A 19,269-nucleotide genomic window follows, 5' to 3' on the forward strand; every position below is an offset into this window, starting at 1 on the left:
TCCATTTATGCTTTCAGGTTACGCGCAGCGAGCGTGCGTAGGCGCAAAGCGTTCAACTTGATAAAGCCATTGGCGTCTTTTTGATCATAAGCGCCTTGGTCATCTTCAAAGGTAACGAGTGCTTCAGAATAAAGCGATTTATCGCTTTCGCGGCCCGTAACAATCACATTGCCTTTGTAGAGTTTCAGGCGAACTTTGCCTTCAACATAGTGCTGTGAATGGTCAATGGCTGCCTGAAGCATTTCGCGCTCTGGTGAGAACCAGAAGCCGTTATAAATCAGTTCAGCATAGCGCGGCATCAATTCATCTTTAAGGTGCGCTGCGCCGCGGTCCAGCGTGAGCGATTCCATCGCGCGGTGTGCAGCCAGAAGAATTGTGCCGCCTGGTGTTTCATAAACGCCGCGTGATTTCATGCCGACAAAACGGTTTTCAACCAGATCAAGACGGCCAATGCCATTGTCACGGCCAAGATCGTTGAGCTTCGCAAAGAGAGTTGCTGCGCTTAAGCGTTCGCCGTTGAGCGCAATTGCATCGCCTTTTTCAAATTCGATCTCAATGTCTGTTGCCACATCAGGCGCATCCATTGGTGAAACCGTGCGCATATGCACATATTCAGGCGCTTCAACCCAAGGATCTTCCAACACTTTGCCTTCAGAAGATGAATGCAGAAGGTTTGCATCAACAGAAAACGGCGCTTCGCCGAGTTTGTCTTTTGGCACAGGGATCTGATTTTCTTCGGCAAACTTTAAAAGGTCTGTCCGTGATTTAAATGTCCAATCGCGCCAAGGGGCAATGACTTTAATGTTCGGGTTTAGCGCATAGGCAGAAAGTTCGAAGCGAACTTGGTCGTTGCCTTTTCCGGTTGCACCATGGGCAATAGCGTCGGCACCCGTTTCTTGCGCAATCTCAACGAGACGTTTTGAAATAAGCGGCCGTGCGATGGATGTGCCTAGGAGGTATACACCTTCATAAGTCGCATTGGCGCGGAACATTGGAAACACGAAATCAGAGATGAATTCTTCGCGCACATCTTCAACAAAGATTTCCTTGATGCCAAGCAGCTCGGCTTTTTTGCGCGCTGGCTCTAGTTCTTCACCCTGACCAAGATCGGCAGTGAAGGTAACAACTTCGGCGTTAAGCTCTGTTTGCAGCCATTTGAGGATGATGGAAGTATCCAATCCACCAGAATAGGCCAGCACTACTTTTTTTACATCTTTAATAGTTTTCGACATCAGTTTTTCCAGTTTGGGAATGTTTGGAGCGTTTGGCCGCACCATATTGGGATTTGCCGTTAGCGCAAGTTCGCTTTAGCGCGACATGCGCCATTTTTGAATTCGTTCGAAAGCAATCGCCAATATGCTACAGGTGATCAGTGTTGTTATATAGCCCAGTAATACATCTGAAATGAAGTGCGCGCCAAATGTGACGCGTAGCAAGGCCATGGCCGCACCAAGAATAAACAGTGCGATGTAAGCAGGTTTACGCCAGCGCGGTGCAAACAGTAGCCCGCAACATAATAGCCATCCGCCGGCAGCAGCTTCGCCAGACGGGAAAGAGCAGTTCGATACGCATTGTCCAATAAAATCGCCAGCAAGTGTAAAGTCACTCTTGCCACCAAAATCGATGATATCGCGCGGGCGCACACGGCCAAAATTCTCTTTAAAGCCGCTATTGACGACCAGTAAAGTACCGATGATCAGATTGGCGAGAACCAAGGACTGTTTGCGAAAAGCGCTATCAACGGCCCGTTTTCCCTTATAATAGCTGTAAATCAGCAAGATGATTAAGCCAACGCCAATGAAGACAGGCGCTCGGTGCAAAATATTGCGGATGGTGGCCATGATGGAATTCATCGCGACTGGAAAGCCAAAGCATGGCTGCGTTGCCGCATTCGCCGAACATGCAACCTCATGATAAAAGAAGTTTGCAACCGCCATATCGATGGCCGGATAAGTGCGAAAGAACACCAATATCGCTGACCATAAAAAGAGCATCGCTATCAAGAATAGCGGTTTGCTCCAAAACCCAAATCCGTTATCACTTTGTGTCTGCACTTTTCTGCCTTTCGTTTAGGCGGGGTTTGGCATGGGATGTCCCATCAGGGCAAGTAATATTGGAAAACGATTATGCTATCATATGTTCCTTCAATTGCGGTGCTTTTGCAGTTCGCATTGGCTAGCGCAATTCTTGCTGTGACACCTGGTCCTGACATGGCGCTTTATGTTGGGCGGGCGATCACCCATAGCCGTGCGGCGGGCCTTGCCTGCTTTGGCGGTGCGGTGACAGGTATTCTTATCCATACGATGTTGGTTGCGCTTGGCTTGTCTGCATTACTCGTCGCGGCACCCACCGCATTTTTGGCACTTAAGATCGTCGGTGCGGGCTATCTGATTTGGTTGGCCTATCAATCCGTCCGTCACGGTTCATCGTTTACCCCGCGCAGCGGCAAGACAACCAAAGTTGGCTCTTTATGGGGCCATTATTTGACCGGTATCGGCATCAATATTTTGAACCCGAAAATCGTGATTTTCTTCCTGACATTCTTGCCACAGTTCGTATCGGCAGATGACCCTCATGCGCCGGGCAAACTGGTGTTTTTGGGCGTATTCTTTTTGTGTGTGGCGATTCCGATTATTCTGCCAATGATATTTATGGCGAACCGTTTTTCAGCGTTTTTAATCAGTAGCCCGCGTATTATGCGCGCAATGGACTGGACATTGGCAAGTGTGTTTGGTGCATTCGCGGTGAAAATTCTGACAACTCAGGCGCGGTGAAACAGTCGCCTGTGCCATAAGGCATAGGCAAAACCACCGACGCTGCCACTGACAATAATAAGGGCAAGCCATAGGATTGATATGGGTTGGGCCGCTTCGCTTGGACCATGGTCTGAAAGTGGTGAAGGGCCAAATACTAACCACACAACGATGATTGCAGTAATAATACCTGCAATTGTGAAAAACAGATGCGAATCTTTTTTCAATGCATAAGCTGCAATCAGCGAAAGAAGAAAGCCAGGTATGGCCGTGACCGCGGTCATAATGAAAACTATAAGCAAAGTTGCTGCGTAAATTCTGGTAGCTTCAAGGAGTGTTTCAGTCGCGGCTTCTTCAAACGTTGCCAATGTTAATATGGCACTGGTTACACAGATGGATGCCACAAAAACTGCGATTGAATATCCGCCAAGCAAAACAAATATAGTTCGCACGATTTGCATTGTTGACGACCTAGCTGTCTTGAATGTTAATCGCCGTGACCTGCAATCATCATGGCTTCATAGGCCAAACGCTCGGTTTTTTTCATGCGTTCAGATTCAGATTTAAGCTGGCCGCATGCTGCTAGGATGTCCTGTCCGCGCGGTGTGCGGATCGGCGATGCATAACCATTGGCATTGATGAAATCGGCAAATTCTTCAATCTTATCCCAGTCAGAACATTCATAGTCTGAACCTGGCCATTTATTAAATGGAATGAGATTGATTTTCGACGGAATGCCTTTGAGCAAGCGCACCAGTTCTTTTGCATCTGCAAGCGAATCATTGACGCCTTTAAGCATGACATATTCAAAGGTAATGCGGCGTGCGTTCGACAGGCCGGGGTAATTGCGACATGCCTCAAGCAATTGCTCAAGCGGATATTTTTTGTTGATAGGCACCAACACATCGCGCAATTCGTCGTTCACAGCGTGAAGCGAAATTGCCAACATCGCACCGGTTTCTTCGCCGATTTTGATGATGTTGGGCACAACACCGGAGGTTGAGAGCGTGACGCGGCGCTTAGAAAGAGACAGCCCGTCGCCATCGGTAAATACATTCATCGCATCGCGTACATTGTCATGATTATAGAGCGGCTCGCCCATGCCCATCATGACAATATTGGTGACCTTGCGGCCTTCGCTTGGCACAATCGCACCAGCAGGCGTATCAATATCTGGAAAATCACCCAAACGTTTGCGCGCTAGAATAACCTGCGCCACGATTTCACCAGACGTCAGATTGCGCACCAGCTTTTGTGTGCCCGTATGGCAAAATGTACAGGTAAGTGTGCAGCCGACTTGGCTTGAAACGCACAATGTGCCGCGGCCTTGTTCTGGAATATAAACAGTTTCAATTTCAACCGGTGCACCTGCCCCGCGTGAAGGAAAACGCATGAGCCATTTGCACGTACCGTCAACGGAAATTTGCTCTTCGACGATCTCAGGTCCGGCAATGGTGAACTTGTCTTTTAATAGTCCGCGCAATTCTTTGCCGAGATTTGACATAAGGTCAAAATCATCGACACCGCGAATATAAAGCCAATGCCAAAGCTGCTGCGTACGCATTCTGATCTGCTTATCAGCAACGCCCGCATCGCGCAGCGCCTCACCCATTTGTTCGCGCGTTAAACCGATCAGTGTTGGACGTTGATCCATAAACTGATTGGCGCTGAGCGCGCTGCGTGTTTCTTTATTCGTCAGGTCGAGTGAAAGAGCCATAATACAAACTACTGGTTTAATTTAGCGCGGCCTATCATGAATTGATGTTCCCGTCACTATCGTGTGCTGCATAGGTTAAATGCAAGAAAGGCCGGACATTGCTGCCCGACCGTCTAATGATTGAAACCCCGAAGGATTTAAATGCAAGAATTACTTAAATTACTTGCAAGCTTGAATAGCATTAAGCGCGGCCGTGATGCCGGACAATGAATATTCATAAGATGTGTTTGTGCCACGGCGCGAAACAGCTTTGATGCTCATTTTTGAGCCAGCGCGCATCGCAGCAACAATCGCTGGATCTTCGGCTGCATTTTCTGTCCAAGCCGTGTTGGCTTTTGAGAAGAACGAGAAGCTTTTGCCATCAATCGTGACGGTGACTTTCGATGATTCTTTTAATGTGTAACCAGCAATGAATTGCGGCTCGTAAGAAACGTTGGAGCCTCGGCGCTGTGTTACCACAAAGAAATTATCACCATGGTTTACAGAAGCTGGCGCGTTTGATGTCGGAACGGAGACTGCATAGCAGACCTTACCGTTTGCACCCTGATAGCTGATCGCGCTCCAGTCATTGAATTGGCCAATCCGGTTCGGCGTTTGTGCAGAAGCGACAGCCGTTGCAGCGAAAAGTGCGCCTGCGGCTAGAATTGACGTTGTTATTTTAGATCCCTGAAACATATATCCTACCACTTTTGTGGGTTTGGCGATGACGACGCGATGCGAACGCTGCCGCCGCGGTTAACTTTGAAAATGGCTTAATGCGGTTACTAAAGCTTAAACAAAAGCTTTAAAATGTGATTTTTTCTCAAAGCGGCCCCGTTTAAACCCTAGTCTGAAGTCCCTAAGGTTGTGGTGTTCCCCAAAAACGGCAAGAGTTTGGCCTAAAAATAAAATATTGCGTGAATTCTTGTAATCATGCCCTACAATCGATTCATGGGAGAATTTTCAAACGTGTTGACGTCGGACCACCAACTATATGAGCACTGAACTGCAAAAAGAGTTTGCCGTGCTTGCATTGCACGTTGCCACATCAAAAGACCGGCAGGCTTTTGCTCAACTGTTTGATTATTTTGCACCGCGCTTGAAAAGTTATTTACGCAGCTTGAATATGAGCGAAGGGGCCGCCGAAGATTTAACGCAAGAGGTGATGCTCGTTCTTTGGCATAAAGCGCATCTTTATGACGCCTCAAAATCATCGCTCAGCACATGGCTTTTCCGTGTGGCACGAAACCGGCGCATTGATCTTGCGCGCCGTGATAAAACGGCTCTTTTAGACCCTGATGAACCGCTTTTGCAGCCTGCAAGCGTTCAGCCTGCCGATGAGGCCATGGATGATGATCAACGCGATGAGCGGGTGCAATTGGCTATGGCATCTTTGCCGCAAGAACAGATTGAACTTGTTCGGCAGGCGTTTTTTCTAGGACTGTCGCATAGTCAGATTTCAGAACAGACCGGCTTGCCGCTAGGCACAGTTAAATCGCGCATACGCCTCGCATTTGGGCGTTTGCGGCGGGCGCTTGAAAATGATGCGCTGGTCGATACCGAGTTTTAAATATCGTCGCTTTTCTCGGCAAGTGCCTGCCTTGCTGCCAAACGGTGTGCATCCGTGATGTGGGAGCGAACAGCACCAATTGCGGCCATGATGACCGCCAAATCATCCGTAAAGCCGAGGCCTAGAATAAAATCTGGCACAATATCCAAAGGCAGCACGAAGTAGGCCAAAGCCGCTAGCAATGTGCCGCGCACTTTGGTCGGCGTTTCTTTGTCGAGGGCGCAGTAATAGGCGGCGGTTACTTCTTCGCCCATTGGCAAAATATTTGCTGCCTTGCGCAATGTAGACCAGAATTTTTCGCGCACTCTTTCCTCACGGTTGTTGCGCTGGCGCTCCGAACCGGGTTCTAGGATTTCTTCTATTTTATCGCTCTTCATTTGCATAATCTATAAATGGTGATTGCTTTCGTATGCTTCAAGCTTTCGAAGCATTTGCACCACAACGTTTATGCTGCTGCTTTGTTCATTCTGGCAGCCAACTTAGCATCCAATTCAGTAATGCCGCCGCTATCATGCGTGGTCAGCGTCACCTCAACACGGTTGTACACATTGAACCATTCAGGGTGGTGGTTCATTTTTTCAGCAACAATCGCCATTTTGGTCATGAAACCAAATGCGTTCACGAAGTTCGAGAATTTGAATTTTTTAGATATGGACTTGCCGTCGCCGGAAAGCTCCCAGCCTTCAAGCTCTGCAAGGGCGGTGTTCAATTCGTCTTGATTAAGCGTTGGTTTCGCCATGATGTTTCTCCTCGTTATGTAGAGACTAACGCATCGCAGCAACATTTCGATCCGCTAATTGGTCATAATCCAGATTACCCACGGCATATTGGTCGCGTGTTAGTGGATATATCTCTTCACGAAGGTAAGGGCCGCCGCCAATCGAATCGCGCGATGACATCAGCACGAAGTCTTTGATTTTAACCGGCGGCGCGTAAAATCCACCGCGCTCAGATAAAAAGCGTGCAGCGCGTTCAGCCGTTACATTGCGCAGACGCGCAATCGTAATATGGGGTGTGAATTTACGCGAGTCGGCAGGCAGATTTAGCCTTTGGCATGTGCGTTCTATGTCTTCCTGCAATTCGTAAATCTCAGGACAGTTTTTGGGAACTGCGAACAAGGAATGTGGTTTCTTGCCGCCAAATACACCAAGGCCGCAAAGCGTTAGATCAAATGGTTTGCGATCGATGCGCCCAAGTTCAAACGCCACTTCATCGGCGATATGATTTTCAAGATCGCCCATAAAGCGCAATGTTAGATGATAGTTTTCCGGATCGATAAATCGGGCACCGGGCAGGCCGCCGCGCATCATTGATAAATGCATCATGGTGGCGTGCGGTAGTTCCAAGGCGGCAAACAAACGTGGCATCAGACGATCCCCATTAACTGCGCGATTTGGCGAGCAAATCACTTTTCCCCTTTAAGTGAGCCGATCATGGTTTTGTAACAGATGCAAGGCAGTGACTGAATTCTACTCAGTCTTTTGCGCGGCGAGGTAAGTTTCAAGAAAGGGTAGAAAGTTCTCAACCATGATTTTTACGCCCTCTTTTGTGGGGTGAATGCCATCTGCCTGCATCAGTTCAGGATTGGTAATCGCACCCTCAAGAAAGAAAGGATAAAGCGGCACATTATGTTTTTCAGCCAGCTCGGCGTAGATTTTATTGAAGGCTGCGCCATAGGTATCGCCCATATTGGGCGGCGCAATCATGCCAACAAGAAGAACATCAATGTTGCGGGCTTTCAGCGCTTCAATCATCTGGTCAAGATTTTGGCGCGTTATGTCGGGCTGAATACCGCGCAAGGCATCATTGCCGCCAAGTTCTAATATGACAAAATCGGTATTATCGGGTACTGACCATTCAAGCCGCGCAAGGCCGCCCGAAGTTGTATCGCCAGAAACACCCGCATTGGCGATTGCAATGTCGTGGTCTTTTTCACGAAGCGCGGCTTGTAATTGGTCTGGAAAACCGTTTCCGTTTTCAAGCTGATAACCGGCCATGAGACTGTCGCCAAAGCCAACGCCTTGCAGTTTTTCTGCGTGAACAGGCGTCATAGCAAACATTACAATTAGTCCACATAACGAAAAAGTGCGCGACAATAATTTGAACATTGGTACAGAATTCCCATTTAACGTTACGCTAACTCAACAGTCTCCCCTACCATATAGGAAGTAATTACCGTGTCTGAACCCATGATCGACTTAAAAAATGTCAATTTGAAGTTGGGCGAGGGCGCAAGTGCCGTTCATGTTCTCAAAAATGTGGACCTGACGATTGATGCGGGCGAAGCGATTGGCATTATCGGGCCGTCGGGCTCAGGCAAGACAACATTGCTGATGGTGCTGGCGGGATTAGAACATGCCGATAGCGGCACGGTGACGGTTGCTGGCGCTAAGCTTAGCGGCATGAGCGAAGATGCAATTGCGCAGTTTCGCGGTAAGAATATCGGGTTCGTCTTCCAGTCCTTCCATTTGATTGCCAATATGACAGCGCTTGAAAATGTCGCCGTACCATTGGAACTTGCCGGTGTTGCGGATGCGTTTGATATTGCGCGCGCAGAGCTTGAGGCCGTTGGCCTTGGTCGCCGCCTCACACATTATCCGGGACAATTATCTGGCGGTGAACAACAGCGCGTTGCTGTGGCACGTGCGCTTGCGCCAAATCCGAAAATTCTAATTGCGGATGAACCGACAGGTAATCTTGATTCGGCAACGGGCGAACAGATTTCAGAGCTTATTTTCAAAAAACAAAAAGAACGCGGCATGACATTTGTTCTTGTTACGCATGATGCCGCGCTTGCTGCGTCTTGCGACCGCAAGGTGCGCGTTAATTCCGGCATTGTGGAAGCTGATGCCAAAGCAAAATCAAAGACGGCGGCTTAACATGAGCAATGCGAATATGATTGCGCTGGCATGGCGTTTTGCATGTCGTGAAATTCGCGGCGGCCTTTCGGGCTTTTATGTGTTTCTTGCCTGTATTGCGCTCGGCACCGCTGCCATTGGCGGCGTAAATGCGGTCAGCCAAGCGGTCACGCAAGGTATCGAATCAGAAGGCAGCACCATTCTTGGCGGCGATGTGCGGTTTGAACTCAATCAGCGCGATGCGACGCCTGATGAATTTGCAACGCTTCAAAATTTAGGTGATGTGGCAGTTAGTGCCAATAGTCGTTCCATGGCGCGGCTTGCCGATCAGTCTGATCAGGCCTTGGTTGAGGTTAAAGCAGTTGATCAGGCCTATCCACTTTACGGGGAATTTAAGACCGAACCTGCCTATGAGTATGATGTGCTTGCAAAGCGCGATGGTGCCTTTGGGGCGATTGTTCAACCACTGTTTTTAGACCGCCTAAACCTTGCAGTTGGCGATAATGTGCTGGTTGGCAATGAGACCTATCAGATACGCGGCATCATCAATGAAGAGCCTGATGCGCTATCGGACGGCATTGGTTTTGCACCGCGGCTTGTCATGAGCACGCAGGGGCTTGAAGCATCAGGGCTCATCCAGCCTGGATCGCTTGTCGAGCGCGTTTATAAAATCCGCATGCCGCAAGGCACGCAAAGCGATGATATTAAAGCTGCGATCGCCAGCGCAAATGCTTCGCATCCAGATGCGGGTTGGTCCACGCGTTCACGCGGCAATGCAGCGCCAGCGCTTTCATCTAATGTTGAACGCTTTGCGCAGTTTTTAACGCTTGTTGGTTTGACCGCGCTGGTGACCGGCGGCGTTGGTGTTGCCAATGCAGTGCGCGCTTTTCTCGATTCAAAACGCAATGTTATTGCGACGTTTAAATGTTTGGGTGCACCGGGCGATCTGGTGTCGCTGATATATCTTTTCCAAATATTGATTGTTGGTGCGATCGGCATTGGGTTTGGTTTAATCTTGGCGATGATTGCGCCGATTGCTGCCAAGGCGGCATTGGCGGGTGTTATCCCGCTACCAACAACCGGTTTTCTTTATCCGGGCGCATTGGGTCTTGCTGTTTTGTTTTCCACGCTCACAATATTTGTGTTTGCGCTTTTGCCGCTTGGCCGTGCACGCGATATTGCCGCGTCTAGCCTTTTTAGAGATCAAAATCTGACCGCTAACAGTCTGCCGCGCTTTGTCTATTGGGCAGGTGCACTTGTTGCTGCGATTTTGCTGGCGGGGCTTGCGATTTACTTCTCTGTTGATCGCCAAATCGCCGCCTATTTTCTTGGCGGTGTTCTGTTCGCATTTGTGGTTTTGCGCTTTGTGTCGCTTCTGCTTATGGCCGCTGCGCGCCGTGTCGGTACGATCAAAGGCACGCCGCTTCGCCTTGCTGTCGGCAATATTCACCGCCCAGGAGCTTTAACACCATCTGTGGTTTTGGCGCTTGGTCTTGGTCTCACATTGCTGGTAACGCTGGCGCTTATTGATAGTAATTTGCGCAGTCAAATTGCGGGCAATATTACCGAGCGAGCGCCGAATTTCTTCTTTGTGGATATTCAATCCAATGTCGTAGAAGATTTCGCAAGGCTGGTTGAAAATGAAGTGCAAGACAATGGCAAGCTGGTGCGTGTGCCGATGCTGCGTGGCCGCGTTATTGCGCTTAACGAGCAAGATGTAGCCACCATTAATGTGCCACCAGAAGCGCGATGGGTTCTGCGCGGTGATCGCGGTATTACCTATGCGAAAAACATCCCTGAAAACTCAACCCTCTCAGAGGGAACTTGGTGGGATGCTGATTATGTTGGCGAACCGCTGGTGTCTTTTGCTGCCGAAGAAGCGGGCGAATTAGGTCTCACCATTGGTGACACGGTGACAGTCAATGTTCTTGGCCGGAATATCACGGCGAAAATAGCCAATTTGCGGCAAGTGGAATGGGAAAGCCTTGCGATCAATTTCGTGATGGTTTTCTCGCCCAATACATTTGCAGGTGCGCCCCATTCATGGCTCGCCACGCTGACTATGCCAGAAGCTGACAGTGCGACCGAGAAAGCTATTTTAACTTCTGTGACGCAGTCTTTTCCGGCTGTTACAACGGTGCGGGTGAAAGACGCGATTGATGTGGTCAACCGTGTTGTTGGTCAGCTAGCAACAGCTATTCGCGCTGCGGCATCTGTTGCGCTCATTGCCTCGGTTCTGGTTTTGGCAGGCGCGCTTGCCGCTGGTAACCGCGCACGGGTTCACGATGCGGTTGTTCTTAAAACGCTTGGGGCGACGCGCCGAACGCTTATCGCTGCTTTTGTGACCGAATATGCGCTTTTAGGTGCTGCAACGGCTGTGTTTGCTTTGGGCGCAGGTGGTTTTGCGGCTTGGTTTATCGTTAGCCGCATTATGACGCTTCCTTGGACCTTTGAGCCAAATATTGCTGCGGCTACGATTATCATCGCGCTGGTTTGTACGGTGGGTTTTGGCCTCGCAGGCACATGGCGAGTCTTGGGACAAAAAGCAGCGCCAGTGCTGCGCAACCTATAGAAGCCGCCAAGTTCGTTAATAAGTTCGCTTCGTTTGTTAACGAATTGATCTCGATTTCAGTAAAAACGTCAAATCGGCGTTTTTACTGCGATTCTTGAGTCTTATGGTCTTGTTTTGACCAAATATTCTCATCATATTGGAAACAGGCATGCTGGAGTCCCGCCAGCGGCGCCTCGGTTTCAAAAATAGCTTTGAGATCGGACACCCGACGGGACACTTTGCTAGATTTAGAGGTCACTATGGCTGAATATCAAAATTATCAAAAAACCGCACAGACGGCTGGTCGCTATGATGCGAGCGTCGATGCTGGTCTGCGTTCTTATATGTTGCGCGTCTATAATATGATGGGCGGCGGTCTTGCCATTACAGGTTTGACTGCTTTGGCAACTGTTTCATTGGCAACAACTGTTGATCCGTCTCAGGCTGTAGCACAGTTGGGCAATGGTAAAATGCTAACGAACTTCGGTTCATTGCTTTACGGCTCGCCTTTGCGCTGGGTTGTTATGCTTGCGCCACTTGCACTCGTTTTCTTTATGGGCTTCCGTATCGAAAATATTAAAGCATCAACAGCAAGCACTATGTTCTGGGCATTCGCTGCTTTGATGGGCGTTTCAATGTCGTCAATCTTCCTCGTTTACACATCGGGTTCGGTTGTTCAGACATTCTTTATCACTGCGACCGCGTTCGCTTCGCTATCGCTTTATGGTTACACAACCAAGCGTGATCTGACGGGCATGGGCTCATTCCTTATCATGGGCGTGATTGGTCTCTTGCTTGCGATGGTTGTGAACATCTTCATGCAATCATCTGCACTTCAGTTCGCAATTTCCGGTATCGGCGTTTTGATCTTTGCAGGTCTAACTGCTTACGATACGCAGAAAATCAAAGAAATGTTCTATGGTGGCGATAGCAGCGAAACTATCTCCAAGAAAGCAACAATGGGCGCTTTGTCGCTTTATCTGGACTTCATCAATATGTTCCAGTTCTTGTTGTATTTCCTCGGTAATCGCGAGTGATTTGAACAAAAATAAATTTCAAAAGGCGGTCTTCGGGCCGCCTTTTTTGTTTCGCAGCGAAAGATTCTTGAGTATCAGATGAGTACCCATTGGAGTGTGCTATGTTTGAACTTATAATCCGTGATGTTGTTGCAGAAGATATTGCTGCAATCACCGCTATTTACCGAGAAGCTGTTTTGCATGGCACGGCGAGTTTTGAACTTGATCCGCCTGATGAAGCCGAAATGCTGATGCGGATGGAAGCCATTAAAGATGCCGGCTTTCCTTATATAGTCGGCGTCGATGACAATAATACGCTTCTTGGTTATGCCTATGCGAGCACCTTTAGGGGGCGGCCAGCCTATCGTTGGTGTTGCGAAAACTCGGTCTATATTGATGACAAGGCGCAAGGTCAGGGCGTTGGCGGCCAATTAATGGCTGAGTTGATCGCGCGTTGCACGAAACTTGGCTTTCGCCAGATGATTAGTGTGATTGGCGGGGCAGCGCATATTGCTTCTATGCGCTTGCACGAAAAGCTTGGGTTTTATCATATCGGCAAAATGCCAGCGACGGGCTTTAAGCATGGAAAATGGCTTGATTCGGTGTTTATGCAACTATCGCTTGGCGAGGGTGCTGACACAGATCCTGATTTGGATGCTTATCCGGGCACATTATATCGGCAAAAAACCAAGCCTTAAAGCGCTAGTCTGATTGAACGAGTTTGATCGCTTTATCGAAAACCTTTAGCACCAACTTTAAATCATGACCGCGTTTAATGACTTGTCCGGCCGCTGTAATAACACTGTAAGCGCCTTGTTTTTGGGCGCGTTTAGGGTCTTTTTCAATTCGGAAGAGCGGCATTTCTGAGGTGCGTTTGAACACTGAAAACACAGCTCTGTCCTGTAGATGATCAATGGCGTAATCACGCCAATCACCGCCTGCCACCATAAAAGAATAAACCTGCAAAATCTGGTCGAGTTCACGGCGGTCGAACTTTACTTCAGTTTTTGGGTCTTTTTTACGGGCATCTATAATCGATACGACATTGTCGACGCTATTGCTTTGCTTGCTGATGATTTTCTTGCTGATGATTTTCTCCATCGGTTTGTGCGATGGTCGCTTGAAATTACCAACTTTGCAAGCGCCGCCCTATATTGTGCCGCTTGAGATTATAAGTCCTTAATTCCGGCTTAATAGACTGCTCACAAAGTCGTACATTTGCAGTTGAAGCGTGATCAGTTGTCACAGTCTCGCCGCATTTCTGCCGTGCGCGTGCCGCAGTTAAAATCAATGGTTTGAGGGCTAACGCGGTCCATTCAAGCCCGATCGGGCGTGTTAGTTACCCTAGCACCGTTTGAAATCGAGCGGATGCCTACGGCCGGTTCTACGATTGTTGGGATTCTCTAGCCCCCAGCCCCTTCCAGCAACATTGAACCGGCCTAAAGGGCAGCATAATCCACTTTGATTATGATTTTTGTTTCATCAATTTAGCTGCGCCGAGAATTGTACCGGGCGAATTTTCATCCGTGATCGCTTGAAGCAATACCGCGCAGCCATCGGCATCATGGGCGTTAATTTCATTGATTGGAATATCAACACTCATGGACATACCGTCCCACATACCTAAAACTTCGGTGTCTATGACTGAGTTTTTATAGTTGATTTTTTTGCCGGCATTTTCGCCTTGTTGAATATCTACCGGCGCTTCTGTTTTAAAATAGACGATCATGAGTTTCACACCAGCAGCTTGCGGCACTGAACCTTCGCCAACTTTGACAGTGATACGATTGCCGTTTTTCGCGAGTGTAACAGGTACACTTAAGCTGTTTTCTTGAGCGGCATCGCTGGCTAATTTCTCGCGAATGGAATCACTGCGAGAGCCTACTTCATGCGACTGGCCATTGATGATGGCTTGCGGCGTATAAACACTGCGCGCATTAAAGGTTTTGCGATACTCATATTGGCGCGCGGTATTCTTTGGCGTTGCAAGCGTGTCTTTCCAGCCAATATAATCCCAATAATCAACATGGTAAGACAGCGCTAAAATATCATCGCGCTCGATGAATTCTTCCAATGCGGCATCGGCTGGCGGGCAAGATGAGCAACCTTGGCTCGTAAACAATTCAACGACGCCAGTAAGTTTGGGTACGTTTTGCGCTATCGCTGTTGTTCCCAAGCAGAGGCTAAACGCGACGCTTGAGAGCGCGACACGCGCCCATTGGGTGATTTTCATCTTGGCTACCTTCATCGTTCTCAATGAGTATCAGCCTAGATAGTCATGACCTCACTGAAAACTCACTTTACGGTGAGGAGCCATAAAGTGAAGAGTTTAATATGTGATGGATTGCTGCTTGATCAAAAAATAGCCCATCTGAACATTTTAAAATTTGCACAGCGGAATTTTGTTTCTGGTTAAATTGGATTGTTCGCCCTACCCTTGTCGTATTCAGACGTCAGGACAGACAATCGGAATTATTAAAGGTGGATTGATGAGAAACGGTGCACGAGCGGGCGAAATACGCAGCCAGATGACAAATGTTGGTGCCATGACGCATTTTGCGCTGGCGATTTTGGCTTTGGCGAGTGGTGTTTACACCTATCTTGGCGTGCGCAGCTTGCTTGATGGTTCTGCCAGTCAGATATTTTTTGCCGCTATCGTTTATGCAAGCGCTGTTTCGGTGGGTATTTATGTTTTCTGGGCCTATCTGATGCGATTTTTTCCGTTGATTATTGAACGCTCCGGAAGGCTTGCCTTGATCGGCGTGATGATTGTTGGCGGCGGTATGATTATCGCCATGTCATCTTGGCTCAATGCGGCGGCGCTTGCTGGCTCTGCTGCGCTTGAACAGCATTTGGCCGTGACCTTGGAAGAATATGCAGGCGATCTAGACGCTGCGCATGGGCGAGCACTTTCTGCCGAAAGTCTTTTGCCAGATGTGCAACGTGCATCAGAGCGTTTTAGCCGATTGGCTGAAGATGAACGAAGCAATGGTGCTTTGACCGGAACATCAGGTTCAGGTTCCGTCGTGCAATTGCTTGGTCAAATGGGCGCGCAGCTTGATGAGCTTGGCGATGCCATCCGTAATTCGCGCACACAGACAGAAACTCTCTTTGAAAAAGGCCGTGCACATTTGTCTGCCATGCGCACGCTCGTTTCTGCGCCAGGTCCGGTACAGCCGCGCGCCGACCGCTATGCAGAAGAAGCCGTCACTTTGTCGGGCGTGATCGCCGCTTTGCAGGAAACCTCAATTGCGCCGTCTGTTAAGCGTGCTGCTGAAGATCTATCTATTGGTTTCATCGCGCCGATTGCGGACGGGTTAGACGCTAATCTTGCCGCGCGGCAGAGCCAAATTATGGCAACTGTTGAATCTTCCGTTGAGGCGCAGTCTCAAGCTTTGGCGCAAGCCGCCGATGAAATAATGGCCGAGCCACGCGTTGCCAGCCGCAGGTTCCAGCCGCTTTCCAGCGCAGAAGCCGTCATCCGCTATGCGAGCGATTTTGCTCCAAGTTGGGCAGGAGCGATTTCAATCGATCTTTTGCCTGCCATGCTCGTGTTTATGCTTGCTATTGCGCAAAGCGTATCGATGCGCGAAGGGGCAATTCAGGCCGATGCAGAAATAATGTCGGCTGCCGATATGATGCGCGCGCTGGCTGTTTACCGCGAGATGAGCAGTTTGGAGAACCAAGCGGATGCCAATCTTGAAGTGACCAAAAGCGCACCTGACGAGCCGCCTGCGGAGCAAGATGAGCCCGTACTTAAGAACTCGGTTACGCCGATTTCGAGCATCGTTAAAAAATGACGGCCGCTACGCAATCGCTCTGGCGCCGTATCTGGGCGCGTTATGATGACACCAAGCTTATCAAAACTGTGTTCTTCGGCATGGTTGGCGGTGTTATTGGCACGCTCTATATCGATTATCAGGAGTTGCAACGCAGCGCTTCATATGAAGTACCTGATGGTGCGCGGCCTGTGCCCGTATTGCCTGCCGCAGCGCCAAATGACGGTTCTCCGCAAGCACCGCAAACGATACGCCCTGACTTTGTGACCACTCCCGCTGATGCGCATCGCGCGTCTATGAGTATAAAACTTGGCAGCGAAGGCGTATTGCAATTGACCGGTACAATAGAGCCTGAAACAGCCACCTTGTTTGCGAGCGAAATCGACAAGATTGGCGAATATGTCAAAACTATTTCGCTCGATAGTCCGGGCGGCTTTTTACAAAGCGCGTTGACGATGGGCGCGCTCATCCGCGAGAAGGGCTATGACACGAAAATCGCAGATGGTGCCTTATGTGCCTCGGCTTGCCCTTTGATTTTTGCATCAGGTACAAACCGCACGGTCGATAAAAAAGCAGCGTTTGGCCTGCACCAGATTTACACGGCAGGCGGGGATCCGGTATCGGCGGCAGAGGCCATGTCTGAAGCGCAATCAACCACCGCGCGCATTACGCGTTATCTTGAAGAAATGGGCGTTGAACCTGCGGTGTGGAATTTTGCCCTCGAAACACCGCCGTCACAGCTCTATTATTTAAGCAGTGACGAATTGAGAAATTTCAACATTACCACGGACTAATCCGTGTTGGATAAGGCGGCACCAAAAGATGCCGCCTTATAGTTGTTTAGTTCAGATCAAAGCGATCGAGGTTCATCACTTTTGTCCAAGCTGCAACGAAGTCACGGGCAAATTTTTCTTTTGCATCGCTCATTGCATAAACTTCAGCAGTTGAGCGCAGGATTGAGTTTGAACCAAAAACAAGATCGGCGCGTGTGCCTGTCCATTTGACATCGCCGGTTTTGCGGTCACGGCCTTCAAACAATTCTTCTGTGTCGTCGGTTGATTTCCACTCGGTTGCCATGTCGAGCAAATTGACAAAGAAGTCATTGCTCAATGTGCCTGGCTTGTCAGTGAACACACCATGTTTTGAACCATGTGCATTGGCATTAAGAGCGCGAAGACCGCCGACTAGAACTGTCATTTCAGGCACTGTGAGCGTGAGCAATTGTGCTCTGTCGATCAGCAATGCTTCTGTTGAGCGTGGATCAGCCGTGTTCTTATAGTTGCGGAAACCGTCATATTTAGGTTCGATAACATCGAATGAATCAATGTCTGTTAGTTCCTGCGTTGTGTCAGTACGGCCCGGTGTAAATGGAACAGTAATGCTGCCACCCGCTGCCTTTTCGATGCCGACAGAGCCACCAAGAATGATAAGATCTGCAATGGAAACATTGCCGCTAAAATCTTTCTTGATGCCTTCGTAAACATCCAGCACTTTTGCAAGTTCAGCTGGATTGTTGACGTCCCAGTTTTTGTGCGGCTCAAGGCGAATACGTGCGCCATTAGCACCGCCGCGGCGGTCTGAACCGCGGAAGGTTGCAGCCGATGCCCAAGCTGTTGAAACCAACTGCTCAACGGTCAAACCAGAAGCTGCAATCATTTGTTTAAGTTCAGCGATTTCTTTGTCGCCAATCATTGGACCTTCATGGGCTGGAACAGGGTCCTGCCAAAGCAAGACTTCTGATGGTACTTCTTCGCCCAGATAACGTGTTGTTGGGCCCATATCGCGGTGTGTGAGTTTGAACCATGCACGTGCATAAGCATCCGCAAATTCTGCCGGATTCTCATGGAAGTGTTTTGAGATTTTGGCGTATTCTGGGTCCATTTTGAGCGCCATATCAGCCGTCGTCATCATCAGCGGTTCTGTGCGTGATGCATCATGGGCAGCGGGTGCTTGCGCAGCATTAGAGCTTGCTGTTGGTTGCCATTGAACGTGGCCAGCAGGGCTTTTTACCTGTTCCCATTCATTGCCAAGAAGGGCATCAAAATAACCCATGTCCCACTTCGTTGGGTTGGTTGTCCATGCGCCTTCAAAACCGGCCGTTGTTGTGTCGCCGCCTTTGCCTGTGCCATGGCTGTTGGCCCAGCCAAAACCTTGAGCTGCCATGCCAGCGCCTTCCGGCTCGCGGCCGACTTTTTCTTCAGGGCCAGCGCCGTGGCCTTTACCGAATGTATGTCCACCAGCAACAAGAGCGACGGTTTCATAATCATTCATCGCCATACGTGCGAAAGTATCACGAATATCAAATGCAGATTTTAGCGGATCAGGCACGCCGTTCGGGCCTTCAGGGTTTACATAGATCAAACCCATTTCGACTGATGCTAATGGATTGGCCAGTTCGCGTTCGCCGCTATAGCGTTTGTCGGTTAGCCATTCATTTTCTGGACCCCAATAAATATCTTCTTCTGGTTCCCACACATCTTCGCGGCCGCCAGCAAAGCCAAATGTTTTAAAGCCCATTGTTTCCATCGCGACATTGCCGGTCAGGATCATCAAGTCAGCCCAAGAAATCTGCTTGCCGTATTTTTGTTTAATCGGCCATAGCAGGCGTCGCGCCTTATCAAGGTTGCCATTATCTGGCCAAGAGTTAAGCGGTGCAAAACGCTGTGAGCCAGACGATGAACCGCCGCGACCATCATAGGTGCGGTATGTGCCTGCGCTGTGCCAAGCCATGCGGATGAACAAGCCGCCATAATGACCATAATCGGCAGGCCACCAATCCTGACTATCGGTCATCAGATCAGCGAGATCTTTTTTAACGGCTTGAAGGTCCAACTTTTTGAACTCTTCGGCGTAATTGAAATCGTCACCCATTGGATCAATTTCAACTGAATTCTGATTTAGAATTTTCAAGTTCAACTGATCAGGCCACCAGCTCATATTGGCAGCATTACCGGTTGCTAGTGTTTGCTTGGAACCATGTGCGACGGGGCATTTTCCCGGCTCGTTGCTCATATCGTTCATGTTGAACTCCTCAGTGTTCGTGGGC

General features: G+C 49.2%; 20 protein-coding genes. 8 read left to right on the forward strand and 12 right to left on the reverse strand.

The window, feature by feature from the left end:
* Positions 1 to 5: 5 nt before the first annotated feature.
* Together C504_RS0113235 and C504_RS17915 are read right to left on the reverse strand one after the other, a co-directional pair.
* The gene (locus C504_RS0113235; protein WP_026317489.1) at positions 6 to 1,232 is read right to left on the reverse strand and encodes an argininosuccinate synthase; all 1,227 of its coding nucleotides are present in this window, start codon (positions 1,230 to 1,232) and stop codon (positions 6 to 8) included.
* A gap of 75 nt (positions 1,233 to 1,307) precedes the next feature.
* Positions 1,308 to 2,054: a phosphatase PAP2 family protein gene (locus C504_RS17915; RefSeq protein WP_156815952.1), complete on the reverse strand. Its 747-nt coding sequence runs from the start codon at positions 2,052 to 2,054 to the stop codon at positions 1,308 to 1,310.
* Positions 2,055 to 2,126: 72 nt separating this feature from the next.
* Here C504_RS17915 and C504_RS0113245 point away from each other — a divergent pair, with 72 nt between their 5' ends.
* Entirely contained in the window at positions 2,127 to 2,774 is a 648-nt protein-coding gene (locus C504_RS0113245) for a LysE family translocator (RefSeq protein ID WP_018689839.1), read from the forward strand.
* Here C504_RS0113245 and C504_RS0113250 read toward each other — a convergent pair.
* The 3 genes from C504_RS0113250 to C504_RS0113260 all read right to left on the reverse strand — a co-directional run bounded on the left by C504_RS0113250 (position 2,762) and on the right by C504_RS0113260 (position 5,145).
* A complete protein-coding gene (locus C504_RS0113250; protein ID WP_018689840.1) occupies positions 2,762 to 3,214 on the reverse strand; it encodes a hypothetical protein in 453 nt (150 codons plus the stop codon). The genes C504_RS0113245 and C504_RS0113250 overlap by 13 nt on opposite strands.
* Positions 3,215 to 3,240: 26 nt before the next feature.
* Complete coding sequence (rlmN, locus tag C504_RS0113255) at positions 3,241 to 4,470, reverse strand: dual-specificity RNA methyltransferase RlmN (RefSeq protein WP_018689841.1); 1,230 nt, start codon at positions 4,468 to 4,470, stop codon at positions 3,241 to 3,243.
* A gap of 159 nt (positions 4,471 to 4,629) precedes the next feature.
* Entirely contained in the window at positions 4,630 to 5,145 is a 516-nt protein-coding gene (locus tag C504_RS0113260; protein WP_018689842.1) for an invasion associated locus B family protein, read from the reverse strand.
* 298 nt (positions 5,146 to 5,443) lie between these two features.
* Between C504_RS0113260 and C504_RS0113265 the strand changes: the two genes are divergently transcribed.
* Positions 5,444 to 6,019, forward strand: a complete 576-nt coding sequence (locus tag C504_RS0113265) for a sigma-70 family RNA polymerase sigma factor (protein WP_018689843.1) — start codon at positions 5,444 to 5,446, stop codon at positions 6,017 to 6,019.
* Here the strand turns inward: C504_RS0113265 and C504_RS0113270 are convergent.
* The 4 genes from C504_RS0113270 to C504_RS0113285 all read right to left on the reverse strand — a co-directional run bounded on the left by C504_RS0113270 (position 6,016) and on the right by C504_RS0113285 (position 8,079).
* Complete coding sequence (locus tag C504_RS0113270) at positions 6,016 to 6,396, reverse strand: YkvA family protein (RefSeq protein ID WP_026317490.1); 381 nt, start codon at positions 6,394 to 6,396, stop codon at positions 6,016 to 6,018. The genes C504_RS0113265 and C504_RS0113270 overlap by 4 nt on opposite strands.
* Before the next feature lie 68 nt (positions 6,397 to 6,464).
* Positions 6,465 to 6,758, reverse strand: coding sequence for a 4a-hydroxytetrahydrobiopterin dehydratase (locus C504_RS0113275; protein WP_018689845.1), 294 nt, complete (start codon positions 6,756 to 6,758; stop codon positions 6,465 to 6,467).
* Between the two features lie 25 nt (positions 6,759 to 6,783).
* On the reverse strand, positions 6,784 to 7,386 hold the full coding sequence (gene thpR, locus C504_RS0113280) for an RNA 2',3'-cyclic phosphodiesterase (RefSeq protein ID WP_018689846.1): 603 nt from the start codon (positions 7,384 to 7,386) through the stop codon (positions 6,784 to 6,786).
* A gap of 102 nt (positions 7,387 to 7,488) precedes the next feature.
* A complete protein-coding gene (locus C504_RS0113285; protein WP_018689847.1) occupies positions 7,489 to 8,079 on the reverse strand; it encodes an arylesterase in 591 nt (196 codons plus the stop codon).
* A 117-nt stretch (positions 8,080 to 8,196) separates the two neighbouring features.
* On the opposite strand from C504_RS0113285, the gene C504_RS0113290 reads away from it, so the two are divergent.
* The 4 genes from C504_RS0113290 to C504_RS0113305 all read left to right on the forward strand — a co-directional run bounded on the left by C504_RS0113290 (position 8,197) and on the right by C504_RS0113305 (position 13,142).
* Positions 8,197 to 8,898: an ABC transporter ATP-binding protein gene (locus C504_RS0113290; protein ID WP_026317492.1), complete on the forward strand. Its 702-nt coding sequence runs from the start codon at positions 8,197 to 8,199 to the stop codon at positions 8,896 to 8,898.
* A gap of 1 nt (position 8,899) precedes the next feature.
* Positions 8,900 to 11,449 carry an ABC transporter permease gene (locus tag C504_RS0113295; RefSeq protein WP_018689849.1) on the forward strand — a complete coding sequence of 850 codons (2,550 nt, stop codon included), beginning with the start codon at positions 8,900 to 8,902 and terminating at the stop codon, positions 11,447 to 11,449.
* Between the two features lie 239 nt (positions 11,450 to 11,688).
* Positions 11,689 to 12,465 carry a Bax inhibitor-1/YccA family protein gene (locus C504_RS0113300; protein WP_018689850.1) on the forward strand — a complete coding sequence of 259 codons (777 nt, stop codon included), beginning with the start codon at positions 11,689 to 11,691 and terminating at the stop codon, positions 12,463 to 12,465.
* A 101-nt stretch (positions 12,466 to 12,566) separates the two neighbouring features.
* The gene (locus C504_RS0113305) at positions 12,567 to 13,142 is read left to right on the forward strand and encodes a GNAT family N-acetyltransferase (RefSeq protein ID WP_018689851.1); all 576 of its coding nucleotides are present in this window, start codon (positions 12,567 to 12,569) and stop codon (positions 13,140 to 13,142) included.
* A 4-nt stretch (positions 13,143 to 13,146) separates the two neighbouring features.
* On the opposite strand, the gene C504_RS0113310 is transcribed toward C504_RS0113305, so the two are convergent.
* Both C504_RS0113310 and C504_RS0113315 read right to left on the reverse strand, forming a co-directional pair.
* On the reverse strand, positions 13,147 to 13,545 hold the full coding sequence (locus C504_RS0113310; RefSeq protein ID WP_018689852.1) for a DUF2794 domain-containing protein: 399 nt from the start codon (positions 13,543 to 13,545) through the stop codon (positions 13,147 to 13,149).
* A 364-nt stretch (positions 13,546 to 13,909) separates the two neighbouring features.
* Complete coding sequence (locus C504_RS0113315; RefSeq protein WP_026317495.1) at positions 13,910 to 14,677, reverse strand: DUF1223 domain-containing protein; 768 nt, start codon at positions 14,675 to 14,677, stop codon at positions 13,910 to 13,912.
* A 256-nt stretch (positions 14,678 to 14,933) separates the two neighbouring features.
* Here C504_RS0113315 and C504_RS0113320 point away from each other — a divergent pair, with 256 nt between their 5' ends.
* A complete protein-coding gene (locus tag C504_RS0113320) occupies positions 14,934 to 16,244 on the forward strand; it encodes a hypothetical protein (RefSeq protein WP_026317496.1) in 1,311 nt (436 codons plus the stop codon).
* The gene (locus C504_RS0113325) at positions 16,241 to 17,017 is read left to right on the forward strand and encodes a COG3904 family protein (protein ID WP_018689855.1); all 777 of its coding nucleotides are present in this window, start codon (positions 16,241 to 16,243) and stop codon (positions 17,015 to 17,017) included. The genes C504_RS0113320 and C504_RS0113325 overlap by 4 nt, the downstream gene beginning before the upstream one ends.
* Positions 17,018 to 17,063: 46 nt before the next feature.
* Here C504_RS0113325 and katG read toward each other — a convergent pair whose 3' ends face one another.
* Positions 17,064 to 19,244, reverse strand: coding sequence for a catalase/peroxidase HPI (gene katG, locus C504_RS0113330; RefSeq protein ID WP_018689856.1), 2,181 nt, complete (start codon positions 19,242 to 19,244; stop codon positions 17,064 to 17,066).
* Positions 19,245 to 19,269: the final 25 nt, after the last annotated feature.

Origin of the sequence: Ahrensia kielensis DSM 5890 (assembly GCF_000374465.1) — a bacterium.
In the GTDB taxonomy this organism is placed as follows: domain Bacteria; phylum Pseudomonadota; class Alphaproteobacteria; order Rhizobiales; family Rhizobiaceae; genus Ahrensia; species Ahrensia kielensis.

Bases quoted from the DNA above. Each gene is read 5' to 3' on its own strand.
- C504_RS0113235 (WP_026317489.1), bottom strand. From the start codon at position 1,232: ATGTCGAAAACTATTAAAGATGTAAAAAAAGTAGTGCTGGCCTATTCT.
- C504_RS0113245 (WP_018689839.1), top strand. From the start codon at position 2,127: ATGCTATCATATGTTCCTTCAATTGCGGTGCTTTTGCAGTTCGCATTG.
- C504_RS0113250 (WP_018689840.1), bottom strand. From the start codon at position 3,214: ATGCAAATCGTGCGAACTATATTTGTTTTGCTTGGCGGATATTCAATC.
- rlmN (WP_018689841.1), bottom strand. From the start codon at position 4,470: ATGGCTCTTTCACTCGACCTGACGAATAAAGAAACACGCAGCGCGCTC.
- C504_RS0113260 (WP_018689842.1), bottom strand. From the start codon at position 5,145: ATGTTTCAGGGATCTAAAATAACAACGTCAATTCTAGCCGCAGGCGCA.
- C504_RS0113265 (WP_018689843.1), top strand. From the start codon at position 5,444: ATGAGCACTGAACTGCAAAAAGAGTTTGCCGTGCTTGCATTGCACGTT.
- C504_RS0113270 (WP_026317490.1), bottom strand. From the start codon at position 6,396: ATGAAGAGCGATAAAATAGAAGAAATCCTAGAACCCGGTTCGGAGCGC.
- C504_RS0113275 (WP_018689845.1), bottom strand. From the start codon at position 6,758: ATGGCGAAACCAACGCTTAATCAAGACGAATTGAACACCGCCCTTGCA.
- thpR (WP_018689846.1), bottom strand. From the start codon at position 7,386: ATGCCACGTTTGTTTGCCGCCTTGGAACTACCGCACGCCACCATGATG.
- C504_RS0113285 (WP_018689847.1), bottom strand. From the start codon at position 8,079: ATGTTTGCTATGACGCCTGTTCACGCAGAAAAACTGCAAGGCGTTGGC.
- C504_RS0113295 (WP_018689849.1), top strand. From the start codon at position 8,900: ATGAGCAATGCGAATATGATTGCGCTGGCATGGCGTTTTGCATGTCGT.
- C504_RS0113300 (WP_018689850.1), top strand. From the start codon at position 11,689: ATGGCTGAATATCAAAATTATCAAAAAACCGCACAGACGGCTGGTCGC.
- C504_RS0113305 (WP_018689851.1), top strand. From the start codon at position 12,567: ATGTTTGAACTTATAATCCGTGATGTTGTTGCAGAAGATATTGCTGCA.
- C504_RS0113310 (WP_018689852.1), bottom strand. From the start codon at position 13,545: ATGGAGAAAATCATCAGCAAGAAAATCATCAGCAAGCAAAGCAATAGC.
- C504_RS0113315 (WP_026317495.1), bottom strand. From the start codon at position 14,677: ATGAAAATCACCCAATGGGCGCGTGTCGCGCTCTCAAGCGTCGCGTTT.
- C504_RS0113320 (WP_026317496.1), top strand. From the start codon at position 14,934: ATGAGAAACGGTGCACGAGCGGGCGAAATACGCAGCCAGATGACAAAT.
- C504_RS0113325 (WP_018689855.1), top strand. From the start codon at position 16,241: ATGACGGCCGCTACGCAATCGCTCTGGCGCCGTATCTGGGCGCGTTAT.
- katG (WP_018689856.1), bottom strand. From the start codon at position 19,244: ATGAACGATATGAGCAACGAGCCGGGAAAATGCCCCGTCGCACATGGT.